This window comes from Nocardia huaxiensis, assembly GCF_013744875.1.
GTDB classification, from domain to species: Bacteria; Actinomycetota; Actinomycetes; order Mycobacteriales; family Mycobacteriaceae; genus Nocardia; species Nocardia huaxiensis.
This window is the reverse complement of record NZ_CP059399.1, coordinates 7,511,824-7,528,002: the sequence shown is the minus strand read 5'-3', so window position 1 is coordinate 7,528,002 and position 16,179 is coordinate 7,511,824. Positions and strand designations below refer to the sequence as shown.

The window sequence follows — 16,179 nt, the reverse complement described above, 5'->3', positions numbered from 1 at the left end:
CTACCGGTCGTTGCCGACCAAAACCCTTGTGACCTCGTGTTTTTCGTCGTCTCACTGATCGGGACCACGCCGGGATGTGATGGCGATTACACGCCACCCTCGAACCGAGTGTTTCTATTCGAAATAGTGTTTGGAGGTGGCGCCATGCGTCTCGGCATGTTGATGCCCTATCTCGATGGCCTGGTGACGTCCGGTTCGTTCCTGCGCGAGTTCGCCGCCGCCGCGGAAGAGTGTGGCCTGGAATCGATCTGGGCCGTCGAACACGTGGTGGTGGCGCAGGATTACGAGCCGCTGTACCCGTACTCCCCGGACGGCCGCATGCCCGGCGGCGATCTGAATGTCCCCATGACCGATCCGCTGGAGACTCTCGCCTTCCTGGCGGGCGCGTCCAGCACGCTGAAACTCGGCACCGCCATGGTGGTCGCGCCGCTGCACAGTCCCGTGGTGCTGGCCAAGCGGGCCGCGACCCTCGACGTCCAATCCGGCGGGCGACTGCTGCTCGGCCTCGGAATCGGCTGGCAGAAAGAGGAATACGCCGCGATCGGCGTCCCCTTCGCCGATCGCGGCGGACGGCTCGACGACTGCATCGGGGCCATGCGGGCGCTGTGGACCGAATCCCCGGCGAGCTACAGCGGCAAGCACGTGTCCTTCGACCGGCAGTTCTGCCTGCCGCAACCGGCCCGCTCCATCCCGATCGTGCTGGGCGGCAACAGCATCCCGGCCGCGCGGCGGGCGGGCCGGGTCGGCGACGGCTGGTTCCCGTACACCATCACCCCGGAGGATTTCGCCCGTGGCGCCGATCGGGTCCGCGAATTCGCCACGGTCGCAGGGCGTCCCGAGGACGCGGTCGAGATGACCATCTGGCCCGGCTCCTGCGACTTCACCCGCGAATTCGATCCCGATTTCGTGCGCGGATACACCCGGGCCGGTGCGAGCCGAATCGTGCTGACCCCGCCCATGTTCGGCCCGGAATCCCTGCTCGACGGCGTGGACTCCCTCGCCCGCTACGTCGACCGGTACCGCAACGACGTGGCGGCGAAACTGTGAGCGCCGCAGCCGTATCCGCCGCTCCGGTGCACGTCCTGGACCGGGTGATCCTGCCCGCCGAACGGGTGGAGTCCTGGCTCCGGGCCTGGCGCAGGGATTACCTGCCCGGCGCGGTCCAGCGTGGACTGCGCGCCCCGCACGTCTGGCGGGCCCACCACGACCCGGACTCGGTGGAGTTGCACATCAGCTGGGAACTGCCCGGCATCTACGAGTTCTACGGCATGCGCGGCGCGGCAGCGGCCGATCCCGCCGTCGCCCGCTTCTGGGCGGAAACCGACGCCATTGCCGTGGCCCGCGAGCGTCAGGTCATGGCGGTCCAGGAGGAAGCACTGTGAGCCGCTGGCTGATTCTGACCCGTGCGCCCGAGGCGACGATCGCTCGCGCGGCCGAGGCCGCTGCGGCGCTCGCCGGGGTTCACCACTGCTCGGGCGGCATCGATCTCCCCGGCAGCCAGGGCGGATCGGGTGCCGTCGTGGACCTGGCCGCCGATATCGCTCCGGCCGCGGCTCTGCCCGCGCTGTTCGCGGCCGATGCCGATCCCGCCGCGTCCGGGACATTCCCCGCAGCTGCGAGCGGGGCGGAAGTGGCGGGCGCGGAGGCGATTCCGCTGTTGCCGGTGGCCTCGCGCATCGCGTCCTGCGACAGCGCCCGGCGGATCAAACGCACCCTGCTGCTGACCGTCCGCGCGGGAACTCCCGCCGCGGTGGTCGATCGTTTCGAAGCCGACCTCATGGCCATGCCCGCCCACATCACCGCGATCAAATCCTGGGCGCTGAGCCGAGTTTCGGGAGAGAGCCGCTGGACTCACGTGTGGGAGCAGGAATTCGAATCACCCGAAGGTTTGAACGGCGACTACCTCCTGCATCCGTACCACTGGACCCACGTCGACCGCTGGTTCGATCCCGAGGTCCCCGGCTCCATCGTCGAACCCGCCATCGCGCACCTCTACCGCTGGGCGGACGGCCCGGTATTGACGGAGTAGTCCGGACCGGGTCTGTGCGCCGTGTGTCCCCGATACGCTGTAGCCATGTCTGAGCCGGTGTCGCCCAACGCCGCCCTGGCCGACGCGCTGGCCTCGAGCACCTGTGTCCCCGGCGTCTTCCCGCCCATCCCGATCGAGGGCGAGCTCTACATCGATGGCGGCCTGCGTTCCTCCATCAATGCGGACCTGGCCCTGCCCGCCGAGGTCGTCGTGATCTTGGAGCCGCTGGCTCACATGTTCCCCCGCGCCGGCACCGACCGTGAACTGGGTTCGGCCACAGAGATTTCCGTTGTTCCCGATGCCGAGGCCATCACCGCTTTCGGCCCGGATCTGTTCGGCTCCGCGGCTCTGCTTCCCGCCTATGAGTCCGGTATCCGCCAATCCGGGGACGCCGCAGCACGATTGAAGGAGATCTGGCCCGCGCGCTAGACCCGTGCGCCGGCGACCAGCGCCGGACACGACGGGAGATCCGGGTGGTTCCGGTGTGGCCGGGGGAAGATCGCTGCCATGAAGGTGATTCTCTTCGGCGGGACCGGGATGATCGGGCAGGGCGTGCTCAACGAGTGTCTGGCGGATGAGCGGGTCGAGCAGGTGCTCGCGGTGGGGCGGAGTTCGGTGGGGGTCGAGCACCCCAAGCTGCGGGAGCTGGTGCAGGCCGATCCGGGGGATCTTGCGGCGGTCGCGGGCGAGCTGGGGGAGTTCGATGCCTGTTTCTTCTGTCTCGGGGTGTCCTCGGCCGGGATGAAGGAGGAGGACTATCGGCGGATCACCCATGACCTGACATTGCGGGTCGGTCGCGCGCTGGCGGATGTGAATCCGGATATGACCTTCATCTACGTGTCGGGGCAGGGGACCGACAGCAGTGAGCAGGGGCGGTTGATGTGGGCACGGGTGAAGGGGAAGACGGAGAACGACCTGCTCGGACTGTTCTCGCGGGCGTACATGTTCCGGCCGGGGTTCGTGCAGCCGCTGGACGGGGTGGTGTCCAAGACCCGGGTGTACCGGATCGCCTATGCGCTCACCGGGCCGTTGATTCCGCTGCTGCGGCGGGTCGCGCCGAATGCGTTCAATGACAATCGGGAGATCGGGCGGGCCATGATCGCGGTGGCGGCGTCCGGAGCCGATACCCGCATCCTCACCCCTCGCGAGATCGCGGCGTGTGCCAGGGGCTGACCGAAATTTGAAACGAGTTCTTGTCTGAAAAGCCTGCGAATCAGACTTCTGGTGGCGAAAATTGGCCAATGAGCAGGCTGGTGACTTCGTGTGCGGCGATCACGGTCGCCGTGGTCGTCATGGTCGGGACCGCGGTGGCCGGGACGGCGTGGGCGCAAACGCGTGGCGGGCAAGCGTGCACGCCGTACACGGCGATCTTCGCGCCGGGCACCTGGGAGACCCATGCCGACGCGGATCCGGCGGTGCCGGTCGGCATGCTCAGGCCCATCGGCGACGGGCTGCAACAGCAGTTCGGCAGTGACATCACGGTGCTGTACGCGCCCTACGCCGCGAGCGCTTTCGATCAGGGGCTCAGTTACGCGGAATCGTTGAGCACCCTCGAATCCCAGTTGCACCGGATGGTGAGCGAGCTGTGCGGATCGACGCGGGTCGTACTCGCCGGATACAGCCAGGGGGCGGACGGGATCGGCGATCTCGCCACCGCGATCGGCAATGGCGAAGGGCCGATCAGCGCCGATCGGGTACTCGGTGTGGGGCTGCTCGCCGACCCGCACCGTGATCCGAATACCACGCTGTCGCTGGGGGATCCACAGCCCGGTCACGGTATCGCGGGGCCGCGGAGCCAGGACTTCGGGGCGCTGACCGATCGGGTGCGCACCCTGTGCACCGACGGGGATCTGTACTGCTCGCTCAATGCCGGCGCGTCACCGTTCCTCGCGGCGCTGGGCCGGGTGCTCAGCGGCGATCCCACGCTGATCACCTCGCTCATTCCCGCGGGCACCGATCCCGGCATGCTCATCGAGCAGGTCGTCACGGTGGGTGCGGGCTGGGCGGCGACCGCGGCGAATCTGCCCGCGGTGCTCGGTGATCTCGCCGGGCTTCCAGGGCTGATCGAGGCCGGGGATCTGCAAGGAGCGCATCAGATCGCCGGCGATCTCAATGTGGCGCTGGCTCCGATGGTGCAAGCGGCCGCGGGGGTGGACCTGTCGCTCATCGGCTCGGTGCTGCGGGCCGCCGCCGCCGTCGACCCCTCGGGCTGGACCGCCGTCGTCGGTGTCATCGCCGACGTCCTGTCCGGCATCGATATCCTGCGGATCGCCGATGATCTCGGCCGGATCCAGGAAACCCTGTGGCGCGCAGCCGAATCCCTCGCCCGCAACGACACCGGCGCCGCCGCTGCCGAGGTCGCGACCCTCGTCTCGCACGGGCTCGACCTGGCCGGTGCGGTCATCGACCCGATCGCTGTCGCCGTGCGCGGCGATCTCCTGGTGGCCGCGCAGACCCTGCTCAGCATCAGCGATCCCGACTGCATGGCCGATCTCGTGCAACTCAGCCGCCAGGGCGTGGCCATGGCGACCTTCTACGCCTCGATGGCGCACATCGAATACGGCGACGACGCCCAGATCCTGCTGAATTTCCTGGGCTCCCAGGTCGTTTCCTAGAAACCCCGCCGTATTGGACGCGTGACCAGTATGGTGTCTGCGCATGCGACGTTCCCGCGTGCTCGGCACGATCCTGTCGGCCCTCGTCCTCACCCTGGCGGGGTCCACCGTGGTCGCGGCGTCACCGTCCGGCAGCAGCAGCGGGTCCGGATCGGCGCCGGCCACGGTGACCTCGCTCGGGGCCGACTTCCTGTGGGGCGTGTCCATGTCGGGCTTCCAGTCCGAAGGGCATGCGCCGGACAGCAATTGGAGCCGATACGCGAATTCCGGCGAGGCCACCGACAGCTACGGGAACTCGGTCGACTTCTACCAGCGCTACGCCGACGACATCGACCTCGCCGCCGGTCTCGGCGTGAAAGTGTTCCGCCTCAGCATCGAGTGGGCGCGCGTACAGCCGCGCGCGGACACCTGGAACGACAACGACTTCCGCTTCTACGACGACGTCATCACCAAGATCCGCGCTGCCGGCATGCGTCCCATGCTCACCCTCGACCACTGGGTCTTCCCCGGCTGGGCGGCCGATCGCGGTGGCTGGAAAAGCCAAGGCATGGTGACGGATTGGCTGGCGAACATGCGCCGCGTCGTCGACCGCTACGCCCCCTACGACCCGCTGTGGGTGACGTTCAACGAACCCATGGGCTACATCGCCCAATCCATCAAGATCGGCGATATCGGCGTCCTCGACGCCCTCCCCATGTTCGACCGACTTGTCCAGGCGCACAACACGATCTACGACTACATCCACCAGCGTCAGCCCGGCGCCATGGTGACCAGCAATGTCGCCCAGTACCCCATCATCCAGAACCTGACCGACATCCTCTTCGTCGACCGCGTCCGCACCAAACTCGACTACATCGGCCTCGACTTCTATTACGGTGCCTCGCTACAGAATCCACCCACCCTCGCCCTGGTCGGCGAGGAACTCTGGAAGAACGCCATAGAACCCGAAGGCATCTACTACTACCTGCGCACCTACACCGAAAAGTTCCCCGGCCTCCCCCTCTACATAGTCGAGAACGGCCTCCCCACCCACCACGGCCAACCCCGCGACGACGGCTACACCCGCGCCGACCACCTCCGCGACACCGTCTACTGGCTGCAACGCGCCAAAGCCGACGGCATGAACATCATCGGCTACAACTACTGGAGCCTCACCGACAACTACGAATGGGGCAGCTACGCCCCCCGTTTCGGCCTCTACACCGTAGACGCGAAAACCGACCCCACCCTCACCCGCCGCCCCACCGACGCCGTCCCCGCCTTCCGCGCTCTCACGGCTGCCGCCGGCGTCCCCGCCGACTACCGCCCCACCCGCAACCCGGCCCTCTGCTCGATCATCCTCCCCATCGACAGCTGCCTGCGCCCGGTGGCGGTGCCGTTGACCGGTCCCCGATAAACGGGACCGTCCGGCCTCTGTCCGCTGATCGATCTCGATCGGGCGATGTGGCATGTCGCACCTAGCGTGTCGACTGCTGGATGTACATGATGTACATGATGTACATCTGACCGCACGGGGGAGATCGAGGGACCGATGACGACCACCGAGCGAATCACATCCGTTGAGCGATACAACTCCATGAACAGCGCTAGAGAACACTTCGCCCAAATGCTGACGGCGGCCGAAGCGGGCAACGTCGCTGTGGTATCCCGCAAGGGGAAGGATTCCGCGCTGGTGGAGGTTGGGCGGCTCCGGTGGTTGCTATCCCACATCATCCGTGCCCACGAGCCGCAAGTCGTGCGGGAAAACAACAACTGGGTCGCATACCTACCAGGTCTTCCGCTGGCCGTGGAGGAATCCGACCTCGACACAGCGATCACCGCCTTGATCGAGGCTATGCGCGAGTACACCGCCGACTGGCAGGACCACCTCCATGGCGCACCCAACCACCGGAAGAACGTCGACTTCGTGCAGTTCGTGGAGCTATCGACGGACGAACAACTGAGAGAGTGGTTGACGGCGGCCGAACAATGACCCAGTACCCTCCGGGTAACAAGAAGGCCCACGAAACGTTCTGTCACCACGATGAATGGGTCCGTGTCCGGAACGCCACAGGTGGTGTGGTCAGGCATCACAGCACATGGGAATTGATGCTTTCGGATGGCCGCGTCCTGCGAACCCGGATCTCGCGGCCCATGGACAACACCGACTACGGATCCAAGCTGTGGTGCCAGATCCTGAAGGACCAACTCGAGGTCACCGAGGCCCAGTTCTGGGCATGCGTCAACGATCGAGTTCGTCCCGCGCGCACGTCGGAAGCTATTACGATCCCGGACAAGGAGCCCATCCCGCTCGGTGTCGTCGAGAAACTCATGCGCCTGGTTCACCTCACCTCGGAGGAAATCGAGGAGATGACCAAGGATCAGGCGGTTGCCAGGCTCAACCAATTCTGGGCTGAACAGTGAGGTCGGGACTGTGACGCAGATCGGAATCGAACCGACGAAGTCCTGAGTGAAAGTCAGGGTGCCCGTAACCAGCAGAGCAACTGCGCCATTGCCGGACAACGGTGTCCGGGCGGTGGGGGCGGTGGGGATCGAACCCACCTGCGCGAAGGCAGCTGATTTACAGTCAGCCTGAGCCACCAGGCTCCTCGCCCCCTGGGTTGAACGACGGGACTCGAACCCGTTACGACCAGATTCACAAGCTGGCGCCTCGACCGCTTCGGCTTCGTTCAACGTAGACCGGGCAGGGTTCGAACCTGCAACATGCTGTGTGTAAGACAGCCGCTCTGCCAATTGGAGCTACCGGTCCATGTCGGGACAGTGAGAGTCGAACTCACACCTTCCTGCTCCCAAAGCAGGCGCTCTATCCGTTGAGCTACATCCCGATGGATGAAAAGAGGTGTGGTCGTCCGAAGATCAGGATTCCTCGGCGACACGATAATGGGACGGTCGCGGCACATGGGCCGAATAGTGGTGCATGGCAGTCCCTTTCGTGTCGGTGCCGGTGCTGATGGATATGACGGTAGCAGGGCTGCGCGGGGAGGGAAACCGAATTAATTCGCCTCGCGGAGCAGATCCTTGAGGACCTTGCCGCCGGGGTTGCGGGGGAGGGCCTCGGTGAACACGATCTCGCGGGGGACCTTGTAGCCGGCCAGGTGGGCGCGAGCCCAGTCGAGGAGGGCGGCGGGGTCGGTGCGCTTCGGACCGGCGGGGACCACGACGGCGCGACCCACCTCACCCAGGCGTTCATCGGGGACGCCGATGACGGCCACGTCGCGAATATCCGGGTGCTGCAGCAGGATTCGCTCGATCTCGGCGGGGTAGGCGTTGAAGCCGCCGGAGATGTACATGTCCTTGAGACGGTCGGTGATGCGAAGGTAGCCCTCGGCGTCGAGGGTGCCGATATCGCCGGTGTGGAGGTAGCCCTCGGAATCGACGGCGGCCGCGGTGGCTTGCGGATCGTCGAGGTAGCCCTGCATGACATTCGGGCCGTGGACGGTGATCTCGCCCGGCTCACCCGGCGCGACCTCACGCCCGTCGCGGTCGACGAGGCGGATCACGGTGCCCGGCAGGGCTTTTCCGACGGTGCCCGCGACCAGCCCGGCGGGGGCATCGGGTGGGCAGACGGAGATGACGCCGATGGATTCGGTGAGGCCGTAGGCGGTGAAGACGTGCGGGACGCCGAGTTCCGTGCGGATGCGGTCCACGAGTTCGGTGGGGATGGGCGCGCCGCCGGTGCCGGCCAGGCGCAGCGAGCCGAGCATGAGATTGTCGCGGTCGGCGGCCAGCAGATCGGTGAAAAGAGTGGGGGGACCGGCCAATACGGTGATGCGCTCGTTCTCGATGAGTTTCAGGGCGGCGTCGGGATCGAAGCGTTCGACGGGCACCATGGTGGCGGTGCGCAGCAGGCAGGCCAGGATGCCCGCCTTGTACCCGAAGGTGTGCGAGAACGGATTGACCAGCAGGTACCGGTCGCGGGGTCGCAGGCCCACGGCGTCCGCCCAGCGATCGAACACCTCGAGCGTCTGGCGGTGGGTCGCCAGCACGCCTTTCGGGGCCCCGGTGGTCCCGGAGGTGAACAGGATGTCGGAGATGGCGTCGGGTTCGATGGCCGCCGCGCGCTGCGCGACGGCTTCCCCGGGCACCACCGTCCCGGGCGCGAGGAATCCGGCCCAGGAGCTGATGTCCCACTCCGGCGTGCTCGCGCCGATCGCGTCGTCGAGCAGGATGAGGTGTTCGAGATGCGGTAGCGGACGGCCGGATTCGGCGAGCATGGCCGGGTAGTCGTTGCCCAGGAACTCCTGCACCGTGCACAGGGTGCGAACCCCGCTGCGCGCCAGCACCTCCGCGGTTTCCGGACCGCGCAGCCGGGTGCTGATCGGCACCAGTGTGGCGCCCGCCCCGAGCAGGCCGAGTGCGGCGGTGATCCAGCGGACGCTGTTGGGCGCCCACAGGCCGACGCGGTCGCCGAGCTCGATTCCGGAGGCGATGGCGGCGCGCGTGACGGCTTCGGCCTGCTCCGCCAGTTCGGCATAGCTGAGCCGCCCGTCGGGGCCGGTGAGGGCGGCGGCGTCGGGGTACCGCCGCGCCCGGTCCGCCACCAGGGCCGGAATTGTCGAGATCGGCGCAGCCCCGGAGGAGCCGCCGATGGATACCGCGTGCCGCCGATCCATCCGCCCATCCTGCCCCACGCCCCTGCCTCGGATGCCCGTTTTTCCGGTGCCATCCCGCTGACCGGGCGTGCCATGCGGACCCGCGCCGACGTCCCGGATTCCGCTGAGCGGACGTGCGACCTGGCGAAACGCGCGCGCCCCGGTTCCGCTGATCGGGATGCGGCTTGGGGGTGCGGCAGCTCACGCGGCACGCTCGAATACAGGTCCCGAGGGGTGCGGGCGATTCCACGACATCGAAGGAGTGACATGACCGCGGGAGCGGAGCAAGCGCTGCGAACCGATACCGTCGTCGAACTGGACGGCACCTGCGGGCTGTCGCGGGCCACGATCGGCGGCAAGGCGTGGAGCATCGACCACATGCGGGCGCTCGGGCTGCCGGTGCCGCCGGCCTTCGTCATCACCACCGACGGCTGGGCGGACTACACCCGGCGCGGCGTGATCGCCGAGGAGATCTGGGCGCAGGTGCGGGCGGGCATCGCCATGATCGAGCGCGGCACCGGGCGTAACTTTGGTGCGGCGCGGCGGCCACTGCTGGTGTCGGTGCGCTCGGGTGCGGCCATCAGCATGCCGGGTATGATGGACACCGTCCTCAATCTCGGCATGACCGACGAGGTGCAGCGGGCGCTCGCCGAGGAGACCGGGAATCCGGGGTACGCCAACGACACTCGGCAGCGTTTCGTGCACCAGTACCGCGAGACGGTGCTCGGCGACGAGCACGGCGCGGTGCCGGCCGATCCGTGGGATCAGTTGCGCGGCGCTGTCGAAGCGGTGTTCCGGTCCTGGGATTCGGCCCGCGCCAAGACCTATCGGCGCAATCGCGGCGTGCCGGATACGCTCGGCACCGCGGTCACCGTGCAGGCCATGGTGTTCGGCAATCTCGACGAATTGTCCGGCACGGGAGTGCTTTTCAGCCGCAATCCGAATACCGGCGACGGCCCGGTCTACGGTGAGTGGCTGGTCGGCGGCCAGGGCGAGGATGTGGTGTCGGGCCGGTTGACCCCGCGCCCGCTCGACGAGCTCGCCGTCACCCAGCCCGCCGTGCACCAGGCGGTCATCGCCGCCGCGCAGCTGCTGGAGCGTGACGGCCGCGATCTGCAGGACATCGAATTCACCGTGGAGTCGGGCACTTTGTGGCTGTTGCAGTCGCGGGCGGCCAAGCGTTCCGCGCGGGCTGCCGTGCGCGCGGCCGTGGCCATGGTCGACGAGGGTCTGATCAGCGCCGACGAGGCGCTCGATCGTCTCACCGCCGATCAGGTGCGCGACGTGCTGCGCCCGGCGAGTGGCGAGGCCACCGGGCAGGAGCCGTTGGCGCGCGGCGAATCCGCCTGTCCCGGACTGGCTTGCGGCATTGTCGTCACCGATCCGGACGAGGCCGAGGCCCGCGCGGAGGCCGGGGAGGACGTGATCCTGGTGCGTCCCACCACCAGTCCCGACGACCTGCACGGCATGATCGCCGCGCGCGCCATCGTCACCGAATTGGGCGGCACCACATCGCATGCCGCGCTGGTGAGCCGCGAACTCGGCCGCCCGTGCGTGGTCGGCTGCGGCCCCGGCGTGGTCGAGGCCCTGGCCGGTGCGACCGTGACCGTCGACGGCGGCGCGGGCCTGGTGCTCGCGGGTGAGGTGACCGCGAAGCCGGTCGAGGAAGCCGTGCTCGCCGACGTCCGCCGCCTGGCGCACTGGGCCGGTGTCGACGCCGAACGGCTCGCCGCCCGCCTCGAGGAGCGCAGCGCGGCACCGGAAACCGCTGTGCCAGAGGGTATTGCCGTGACCGCCCCGATCACCGAACTGGCCCTGCTGCGCCTGGTCGGCATCAAGGGCCGGGTGAACGCCGACAATCTGGCCGCCAGCCTGGGCGCCGAGGTGGACGAGATCGCCGCCCGCTGTATGGATCTGGTGGCGTCCGGCCTGTGCGCCAGCACGCCCGCCGGTTACCGTCTCACTCCCGAGGGCCGCCCGCGGCTGGAACGGCTGCTCACCGAGGAGCGCGGCACCGTGGACCACGCCGCGATCACCGCCGCCTACGACGAATTCTGTGTCTACAACGCCGATTTGAAGGTGATCATCACCGATTGGCAGATGACGGACGCGGCCACCGTCAACGACCACGCCGACGCCGACTACGACGCCGCGGTCCTGGCCCGTCTCACCGCCACCCACGAGCGCCTGCGCCCGCTGATCGGCCGCCTCGGCGCCATCGCCCCGCGCCTGTCCCGCTATCTGGACCGGCTCGACCGCGCCGTGGAACGCATCGGCGCGGGCGATCACACCTATGTGGCCCGTCCCATCATGGACAGCTACCACACCGTCTGGTTCGAGCTGCACGAGGATCTCATCGGACTGTGCGGCCTGACCCGCGCCGAAGAGGCGGCGGCCGGCCGTGCCCACTGACCCCGTGACCTCCCCGGATTCCGCCTCCCGCGCAACCCTGCCAACCCCCTCCGGCGCGGGAGAGCGGTGGGTGGAGTTCGCCCAGATCGACAACGTCCGCGATCTGGGCGGGCTCCCCGTCCGCGGCGGCGGCATCACCCGTTTCGGCGTCGTGTTCCGCTCCAGCACCCTCCAGCAGGCCACCTGCGACGATCTCGCCGAGCTCGTCGGCACTCACGGCCTGCGCACCGTCATCGACCTGCGCCTGCCCGACGAGGTGGAACGCGAAGGCTACGGCCTGCTCACCACCGAAACCGACGTGCACATCGCCAACCTGCCGATCCGCAAGTCCCCCCAATCCTCCTTGGCCGCACGTGATCTCGTGCCCGACAAGACCCGGGTGGACCTGACCGAGCTCTACGGTCAACTGATCGCGGGCAGCGTCGAGCACATAGTCGAGGCCGTCCGCCTGATCATCGACCCGCATCGACAGTCGGTCCTGTTCCACTGCGCCGCAGGCAAAGACCGCACCGGCGTCCTGGCCGCAGTCCTCCTCGACGCGGTCGGCGTCCCCGCCGAGCACATCGCCGACGACTACGCCCTGACCAACCTGCGCATGCAGCGAGTCCGAGACCGCCTCAACGCCCTCCCCTCCTACGAGGGACTGCCCCCGGCCAACACCGGCGTCCTCGCCATCACCGGCGAGGTCATGCTCGGCTTCCTCCGAAACCTCCACGCCGACCACGGCGGCGCCACCGAATACCTGCTGGCAGCGGGCCTTTCGGAGGCGGAGCTGGCCCGGCTCCGGGAGACCCTGGTGGCGTGAGCCCCGTCCCGCCCGGTGGCTCCGGATCGAGGGTTTGGGCGGCTATGGCTCGATGATGACCTTGCCGTCCTCGCCGGGGACGATCACGGGCAGCAATTGCTCGGCCTCGGCGCGGACGGCCGTCTCTTCGGCCGCCGACAGCGGATGCCACGGGGTGATGCGAATGGTCGTGCCGTCCAGATCCCAACGGCCGTGGACGAATCCGTCCACCAGATACATGGGCACACCGGCGGAAGCGATCTTGGTGATGCGGGCCCGGTCTTCGTCGCTGATGATCCGGCGGCGGTCCTGATGGCCGAGCGCCACATTGTCGAAGGCGGGCAGGAAACGCACGGGCACAGGCATATTCGCGTCGGCGATGGGGGCGTCGGGCAGGTCGAACAGCTCGCGGCCGGTGTCGTCGCGGAAGATCCGCAGGCCGGGACGCAGTCGTGCGACTACCTCCGCCAGCCGTGTCACTCCGGACCAGTTCTGCATATCGGCCACGCTGGCCGGGCCGAAGGCGGCGAGGTAGCGCAGGATCATGGTCTCCGGCTGCGGCTTGTCCTCGACCGGTTCGCCGATCCACTCCTCGGCCAGCGCGACGCCCACCTGCCGCCCGCGCCAGCCGCCCCAGGCCCCCGCTCGCCCGTCGTGCACCAGCGGGATGAGAGCGCCCAGACCCTGCGCCAGCCGCCCGGGATGCGGGGTCGGGAACCGTTCGCCGAGAGCGCGTCCCAGTTCCCGTCGGCTCACCGTGCGCCCGGTCAGCAGTTCCCGTCCGGCGGCGGCCAGTTCGGCGGGATCGACCTCCGTCATGGCCTCCCGGAAGTAGGCGGCCCCCAGCACCGACCCCACGAACGGCTGCACCGTCGGATGCAGCCAGCGGAAGTCCGCTGCCGCCGCCAGATGCACGGTCCGCCGGATCATGGTGGCGCGCACCACACTTCGATCCTCGAGCAGACCTTGGAGTTCGTCCCTGCGAAACCCGGCCAGCCGCGTCCACAGGCCCACATAGGGCCAGTTGGGCTCCTGCCCCTGCACGGCCACCAGATGCCGGATCAGATCTTCGGCAGGCATCGACACCCGCTCGGTCAGATGCTGGCGCAGCAGCAGGGTCCGGTTCAGCGTACGCACCGACAATTCCGTCATAAGTCCAGTGTGGTGCACATTTAGGTCAGTTCGTGTCCTATTTCCGAATCGATGTCTGCCCGCCGATTCGCGTTCGCGGGCACCTACCTTCTGCGATACTCGAATCGCCAATATCCCACTGACACAGGGGGTTCTGTGATGGGCGAAATCAACGCCCTGGTCACCAGAATCTTCGGGACGGTGGGGGCGCCGCCGCCCATCCCCCCGGTGCCGTGATCGGGGCGGGGCCGTTCCAGCGGATCTATGACCCGAGCACGGCGGCCGGGGAGCCCTGGTATATCAACGACCACACGCTGGTTCGCCATGTGGACGGGTGCTGGCATCTGTTCGGCATCACCCATCGCGAGCCGGCGGATCCGTGGGATGAGACGGAGTTCGCGCACGCGAGCGCGGAGACGCTGCACGGGCCGTGGACGACGCATATCCCGGCTCTGGTGGTCGATCCGGACTACGGTGAGACCCATCTCTGGGCGCCGTATGTAATCGAATGCGCCGGAACCTATTTCATGTTCTATGCGGGCGGTGGTCCGGATCGCACGCGGGCGGCGATCAATCTTGCCACCTCGACCGATCTGTTCGAGTGGGCCCGGCACGCGGATGGGCCGCTGTTCCGCGACGGCTATGACGCCCGCGATCCCATGGTGTTGCGGATCGGCGCCGAATGGGTCATGTACTACTGCGCCACCAACACACCGCGCGGGGGCAATCACGTGGTGGCGTACCGCACGAGCGCGGATCTGGTGCACTGGGGTGAGCGCCGGACCGCCTACACCGATCCGACTTTCGGCACCGAAGCGGGCAATACCGAATCTCCGCATGTTCTTCGCCACGGCGGCGAGTGGTATCTGTTCATCGGCCCGCGCCCGGATTACGTGGGCACCGAGGTGTTCCGCAGTACCGACCCGTTTCATTTCCGCCCGGCCGATCGTGCCGGGTGGATTCCGGCGCATGCGGCCGAGGTGGTGTGCGAGGACGGTCGCTGGTGGGTCACCGGCGCGGGCTGGGGGCAGGGCGGAGTTCACCTCGCGCGCTTGCGGTTCCCGGATGGTCGCGGCCCGGACGAACCCGGCTCCGACTGACTCGCAATCTTCCGCGATTCGGGCGCGGCGAACCCGGTGAGCTGGAATTCTGGATGGCGAGTCGTGCAGTCCACCCAGTGCGGGGAGGCGAGGCAAATGGCCCGTATCGGAGTTATCAGCATTTCCGACGGACGCGACTATGTGCACGGGGGCATTGTCGGATTCATTCGCACGGTGGAGGATCGGCTCGTCACCGAATTGATCGCCGCCGGACATCATGTGGTGCGCGGGGTGGAGCCGGTCGGCAGCAATGAGCAGGCGGTGGCGGTGGCCCGCCGGGTGCAGGCCGCCGGTGTCGATCTGACCGTGCTGCACTATGCGGTGTGGGCGTTCCCGCACTTCACCATGCTGGCCGCGGGCGCGCTGGACGGTCCGCTGCTCTTGCTGTCCAATATCGATCCGGTGCAGCCGGGCATGGTCGGCATGCTGGCAGCCGGGGGCGCGCTGGATCAGATCGGCCGCGAACACGCCCGGCTGTGGGGAGATCCGGCCGATCCGGACCTGATCGCGGCCATCGGTGCGCGGGCGCGCGCCGCCGCGGCGGTGCGGAGTTTGCGGGGCAGCACCTTCGGCCGCATCGGCGGTCGCCCCATGGGCATGAACACCGCGGTCGCCAATACCGATCAGTGGCAGCGGCAATTCGGCGTGGATGTGGAGGAGATCGACCAGTGGGAGATCGTGCGCCGCGCCGACACCGCCGACGCGGGCGAGGCCAAGGGCGCGCGAGAGTGGCTGGAGCGCACCACCGCCGGCGTCCATTACGACGGCCGCAAACTCACCCCCGAACTGCTGGAGCGGCAGATCCGCTCCTATCTGGCCATGCGGGATCTCATCGCCGAATGGCATCTGGATTTCACGGGAATCAAAGGGCAGCCGGAACTTACGCAGTATTTCGCGACCATGGACATTGCCGAGGCGTTCCTCAACGACCCCTACGATTGGAACGGTCCCAAGGAACCGCACGTGTGCGCCACCGAGGCCGATATGGACGGCGCGCTCACCATGCAGCTGTTCAAGCGGATCACCGGCACCCCGGTGCTTTTCGCGGACGTGCGGCACTATCACGCCGACCGCGACATCTGGGATCTGTGCAATTCCGGGCAGCACGCCACCTGGTATGCCGCTCGCAGTGCCGTTGCGGCGGAGAACCTTTCGCGGGTGCACCTGTATCCGGAGGTGTTCTTCTTCCCGGCGGGCGGCGCGTCGGTGCATCACCTGGCCGCGCCGGGGGAGATGACCCTGGGCCGCCTCACCCGCAAGAACGGCGACTATCGAATGCAGTTGATGCTGGGCGCTTTCGAGACCTATGCGGACACCGTCAACGAGGCGCTCATGAAACAGTCCACCTGGGAGTGGCCGCACGCCTTCGCCAGATTGGACGCGCACGCCGGGGATTTCCTGACCCGCTTCGGCGCCAACCATATTCACGCCGTGCCCGGCGACCAGCGCGCCACCGTGCGCGCCGCGTGCGAGCTGCTCGGCATCACCGTGGACGAATTCACCAGGGCGGGTTGAC

At 67.8% G+C, this 16,179-nt stretch carries 15 protein-coding genes and 5 tRNA genes; 13 read left to right on the top strand and 7 right to left on the bottom strand.

The features are described 5' to 3' along the window. Nucleotides 1-144: 144 nt before the first annotated feature. From H0264_RS34500 to H0264_RS38360, 9 genes are all read left to right on the top strand, one after another. The gene (locus tag H0264_RS34500; RefSeq protein WP_181581410.1) at nucleotides 145-1,047 is read left to right on the top strand and encodes an LLM class F420-dependent oxidoreductase; all 903 of its coding nucleotides are present in this window, start codon (nucleotides 145-147) and stop codon (nucleotides 1,045-1,047) included. Continuing rightward, complete coding sequence (locus tag H0264_RS34495) at nucleotides 1,044-1,382, top strand: hypothetical protein (RefSeq protein ID WP_181581409.1); 339 nt, start codon at nucleotides 1,044-1,046, stop codon at nucleotides 1,380-1,382. The genes H0264_RS34500 and H0264_RS34495 overlap by 4 nt, the downstream gene beginning before the upstream one ends. Beyond that, nucleotides 1,379-2,029 (top strand): Dabb family protein, encoded by a 651-nt coding sequence (locus H0264_RS34490; RefSeq protein WP_231084431.1) that lies wholly within the window; start codon nucleotides 1,379-1,381, stop codon nucleotides 2,027-2,029. The genes H0264_RS34495 and H0264_RS34490 overlap by 4 nt, the downstream gene beginning before the upstream one ends. A gap of 45 nt (nucleotides 2,030-2,074) precedes the next feature. Then, a complete protein-coding gene (locus tag H0264_RS34485; RefSeq protein WP_181581408.1) occupies nucleotides 2,075-2,458 on the top strand; it encodes a patatin-like phospholipase family protein in 384 nt (127 codons plus the stop codon). A gap of 78 nt (nucleotides 2,459-2,536) precedes the next feature. Further along, the gene (locus tag H0264_RS34480) at nucleotides 2,537-3,202 is read left to right on the top strand and encodes an NAD-dependent epimerase/dehydratase family protein (protein ID WP_181581407.1); all 666 of its coding nucleotides are present in this window, start codon (nucleotides 2,537-2,539) and stop codon (nucleotides 3,200-3,202) included. 68 nt (nucleotides 3,203-3,270) lie between these two features. Continuing rightward, nucleotides 3,271-4,644 (top strand): cutinase family protein, encoded by a 1,374-nt coding sequence (locus H0264_RS34475; protein WP_181581406.1) that lies wholly within the window; start codon nucleotides 3,271-3,273, stop codon nucleotides 4,642-4,644. Nucleotides 4,645-4,687: 43 nt separating this feature from the next. Continuing rightward, nucleotides 4,688-6,040 (top strand): family 1 glycosylhydrolase, encoded by a 1,353-nt coding sequence (locus H0264_RS34470; RefSeq protein ID WP_181581405.1) that lies wholly within the window; start codon nucleotides 4,688-4,690, stop codon nucleotides 6,038-6,040. A 135-nt stretch (nucleotides 6,041-6,175) separates the two neighbouring features. Then, entirely contained in the window at nucleotides 6,176-6,616 is a 441-nt protein-coding gene (locus tag H0264_RS34465) for a prevent-host-death protein (RefSeq protein ID WP_220139900.1), read from the top strand. Nucleotides 6,617-6,777: 161 nt separating this feature from the next. Next, on the top strand, nucleotides 6,778-7,047 hold the full coding sequence (locus tag H0264_RS38360) for a hypothetical protein (protein ID WP_220139899.1): 270 nt from the start codon (nucleotides 6,778-6,780) through the stop codon (nucleotides 7,045-7,047). A gap of 11 nt (nucleotides 7,048-7,058) precedes the next feature. Here the strand turns inward: H0264_RS38360 and H0264_RS34455 are convergent. The 6 genes from H0264_RS34455 to H0264_RS34430 form a co-directional block, all read right to left on the bottom strand. Continuing rightward, nucleotides 7,059-7,134, bottom strand: a tRNA-Glu gene (locus H0264_RS34455). 26 nt (nucleotides 7,135-7,160) lie between these two features. Further along, nucleotides 7,161-7,240, bottom strand: a tRNA-OTHER gene (locus H0264_RS34450). After that, nucleotides 7,241-7,317, bottom strand: a tRNA-His gene (locus H0264_RS34445). 2 nt (nucleotides 7,318-7,319) lie between these two features. Further along, a tRNA-Val gene (locus H0264_RS34440) sits at nucleotides 7,320-7,393 on the bottom strand. A 3-nt stretch (nucleotides 7,394-7,396) separates the two neighbouring features. Next, nucleotides 7,397-7,469: transfer RNA gene (locus H0264_RS34435), tRNA-Pro, on the bottom strand. 168 nt (nucleotides 7,470-7,637) lie between these two features. After that, the gene (locus tag H0264_RS34430) at nucleotides 7,638-9,257 is read right to left on the bottom strand and encodes an AMP-binding protein (protein WP_181581403.1); all 1,620 of its coding nucleotides are present in this window, start codon (nucleotides 9,255-9,257) and stop codon (nucleotides 7,638-7,640) included. Nucleotides 9,258-9,503: 246 nt separating this feature from the next. On the opposite strand from H0264_RS34430, the gene H0264_RS34425 reads away from it, so the two are divergent. Both H0264_RS34425 and H0264_RS34420 read left to right on the top strand, forming a co-directional pair. Beyond that, nucleotides 9,504-11,648, top strand: a complete 2,145-nt coding sequence (locus H0264_RS34425; protein WP_181581402.1) for a pyruvate, phosphate dikinase — start codon at nucleotides 9,504-9,506, stop codon at nucleotides 11,646-11,648. After that, nucleotides 11,638-12,453, top strand: a complete 816-nt coding sequence (locus H0264_RS34420) for a tyrosine-protein phosphatase (protein WP_181581401.1) — start codon at nucleotides 11,638-11,640, stop codon at nucleotides 12,451-12,453. Before H0264_RS34425 ends, H0264_RS34420 begins: the two co-directional genes overlap by 11 nt. A 42-nt stretch (nucleotides 12,454-12,495) precedes the next feature. Here H0264_RS34420 and H0264_RS34415 read toward each other — a convergent pair whose 3' ends face one another. Next, nucleotides 12,496-13,584 (bottom strand): winged helix DNA-binding domain-containing protein, encoded by a 1,089-nt coding sequence (locus tag H0264_RS34415; RefSeq protein ID WP_181581400.1) that lies wholly within the window; start codon nucleotides 13,582-13,584, stop codon nucleotides 12,496-12,498. A gap of 212 nt (nucleotides 13,585-13,796) precedes the next feature. Between H0264_RS34415 and H0264_RS34410 the strand changes: the two genes are divergently transcribed. After that, entirely contained in the window at nucleotides 13,797-14,663 is an 867-nt protein-coding gene (locus H0264_RS34410; RefSeq protein WP_181581399.1) for a glycoside hydrolase family 32 protein, read from the top strand. A gap of 96 nt (nucleotides 14,664-14,759) precedes the next feature. After that, the gene (locus tag H0264_RS34405; RefSeq protein WP_181581398.1) at nucleotides 14,760-16,178 is read left to right on the top strand and encodes an L-fucose/L-arabinose isomerase family protein; all 1,419 of its coding nucleotides are present in this window, start codon (nucleotides 14,760-14,762) and stop codon (nucleotides 16,176-16,178) included. The last annotated feature ends 1 nt before the right edge of the window (nucleotide 16,179 follow it).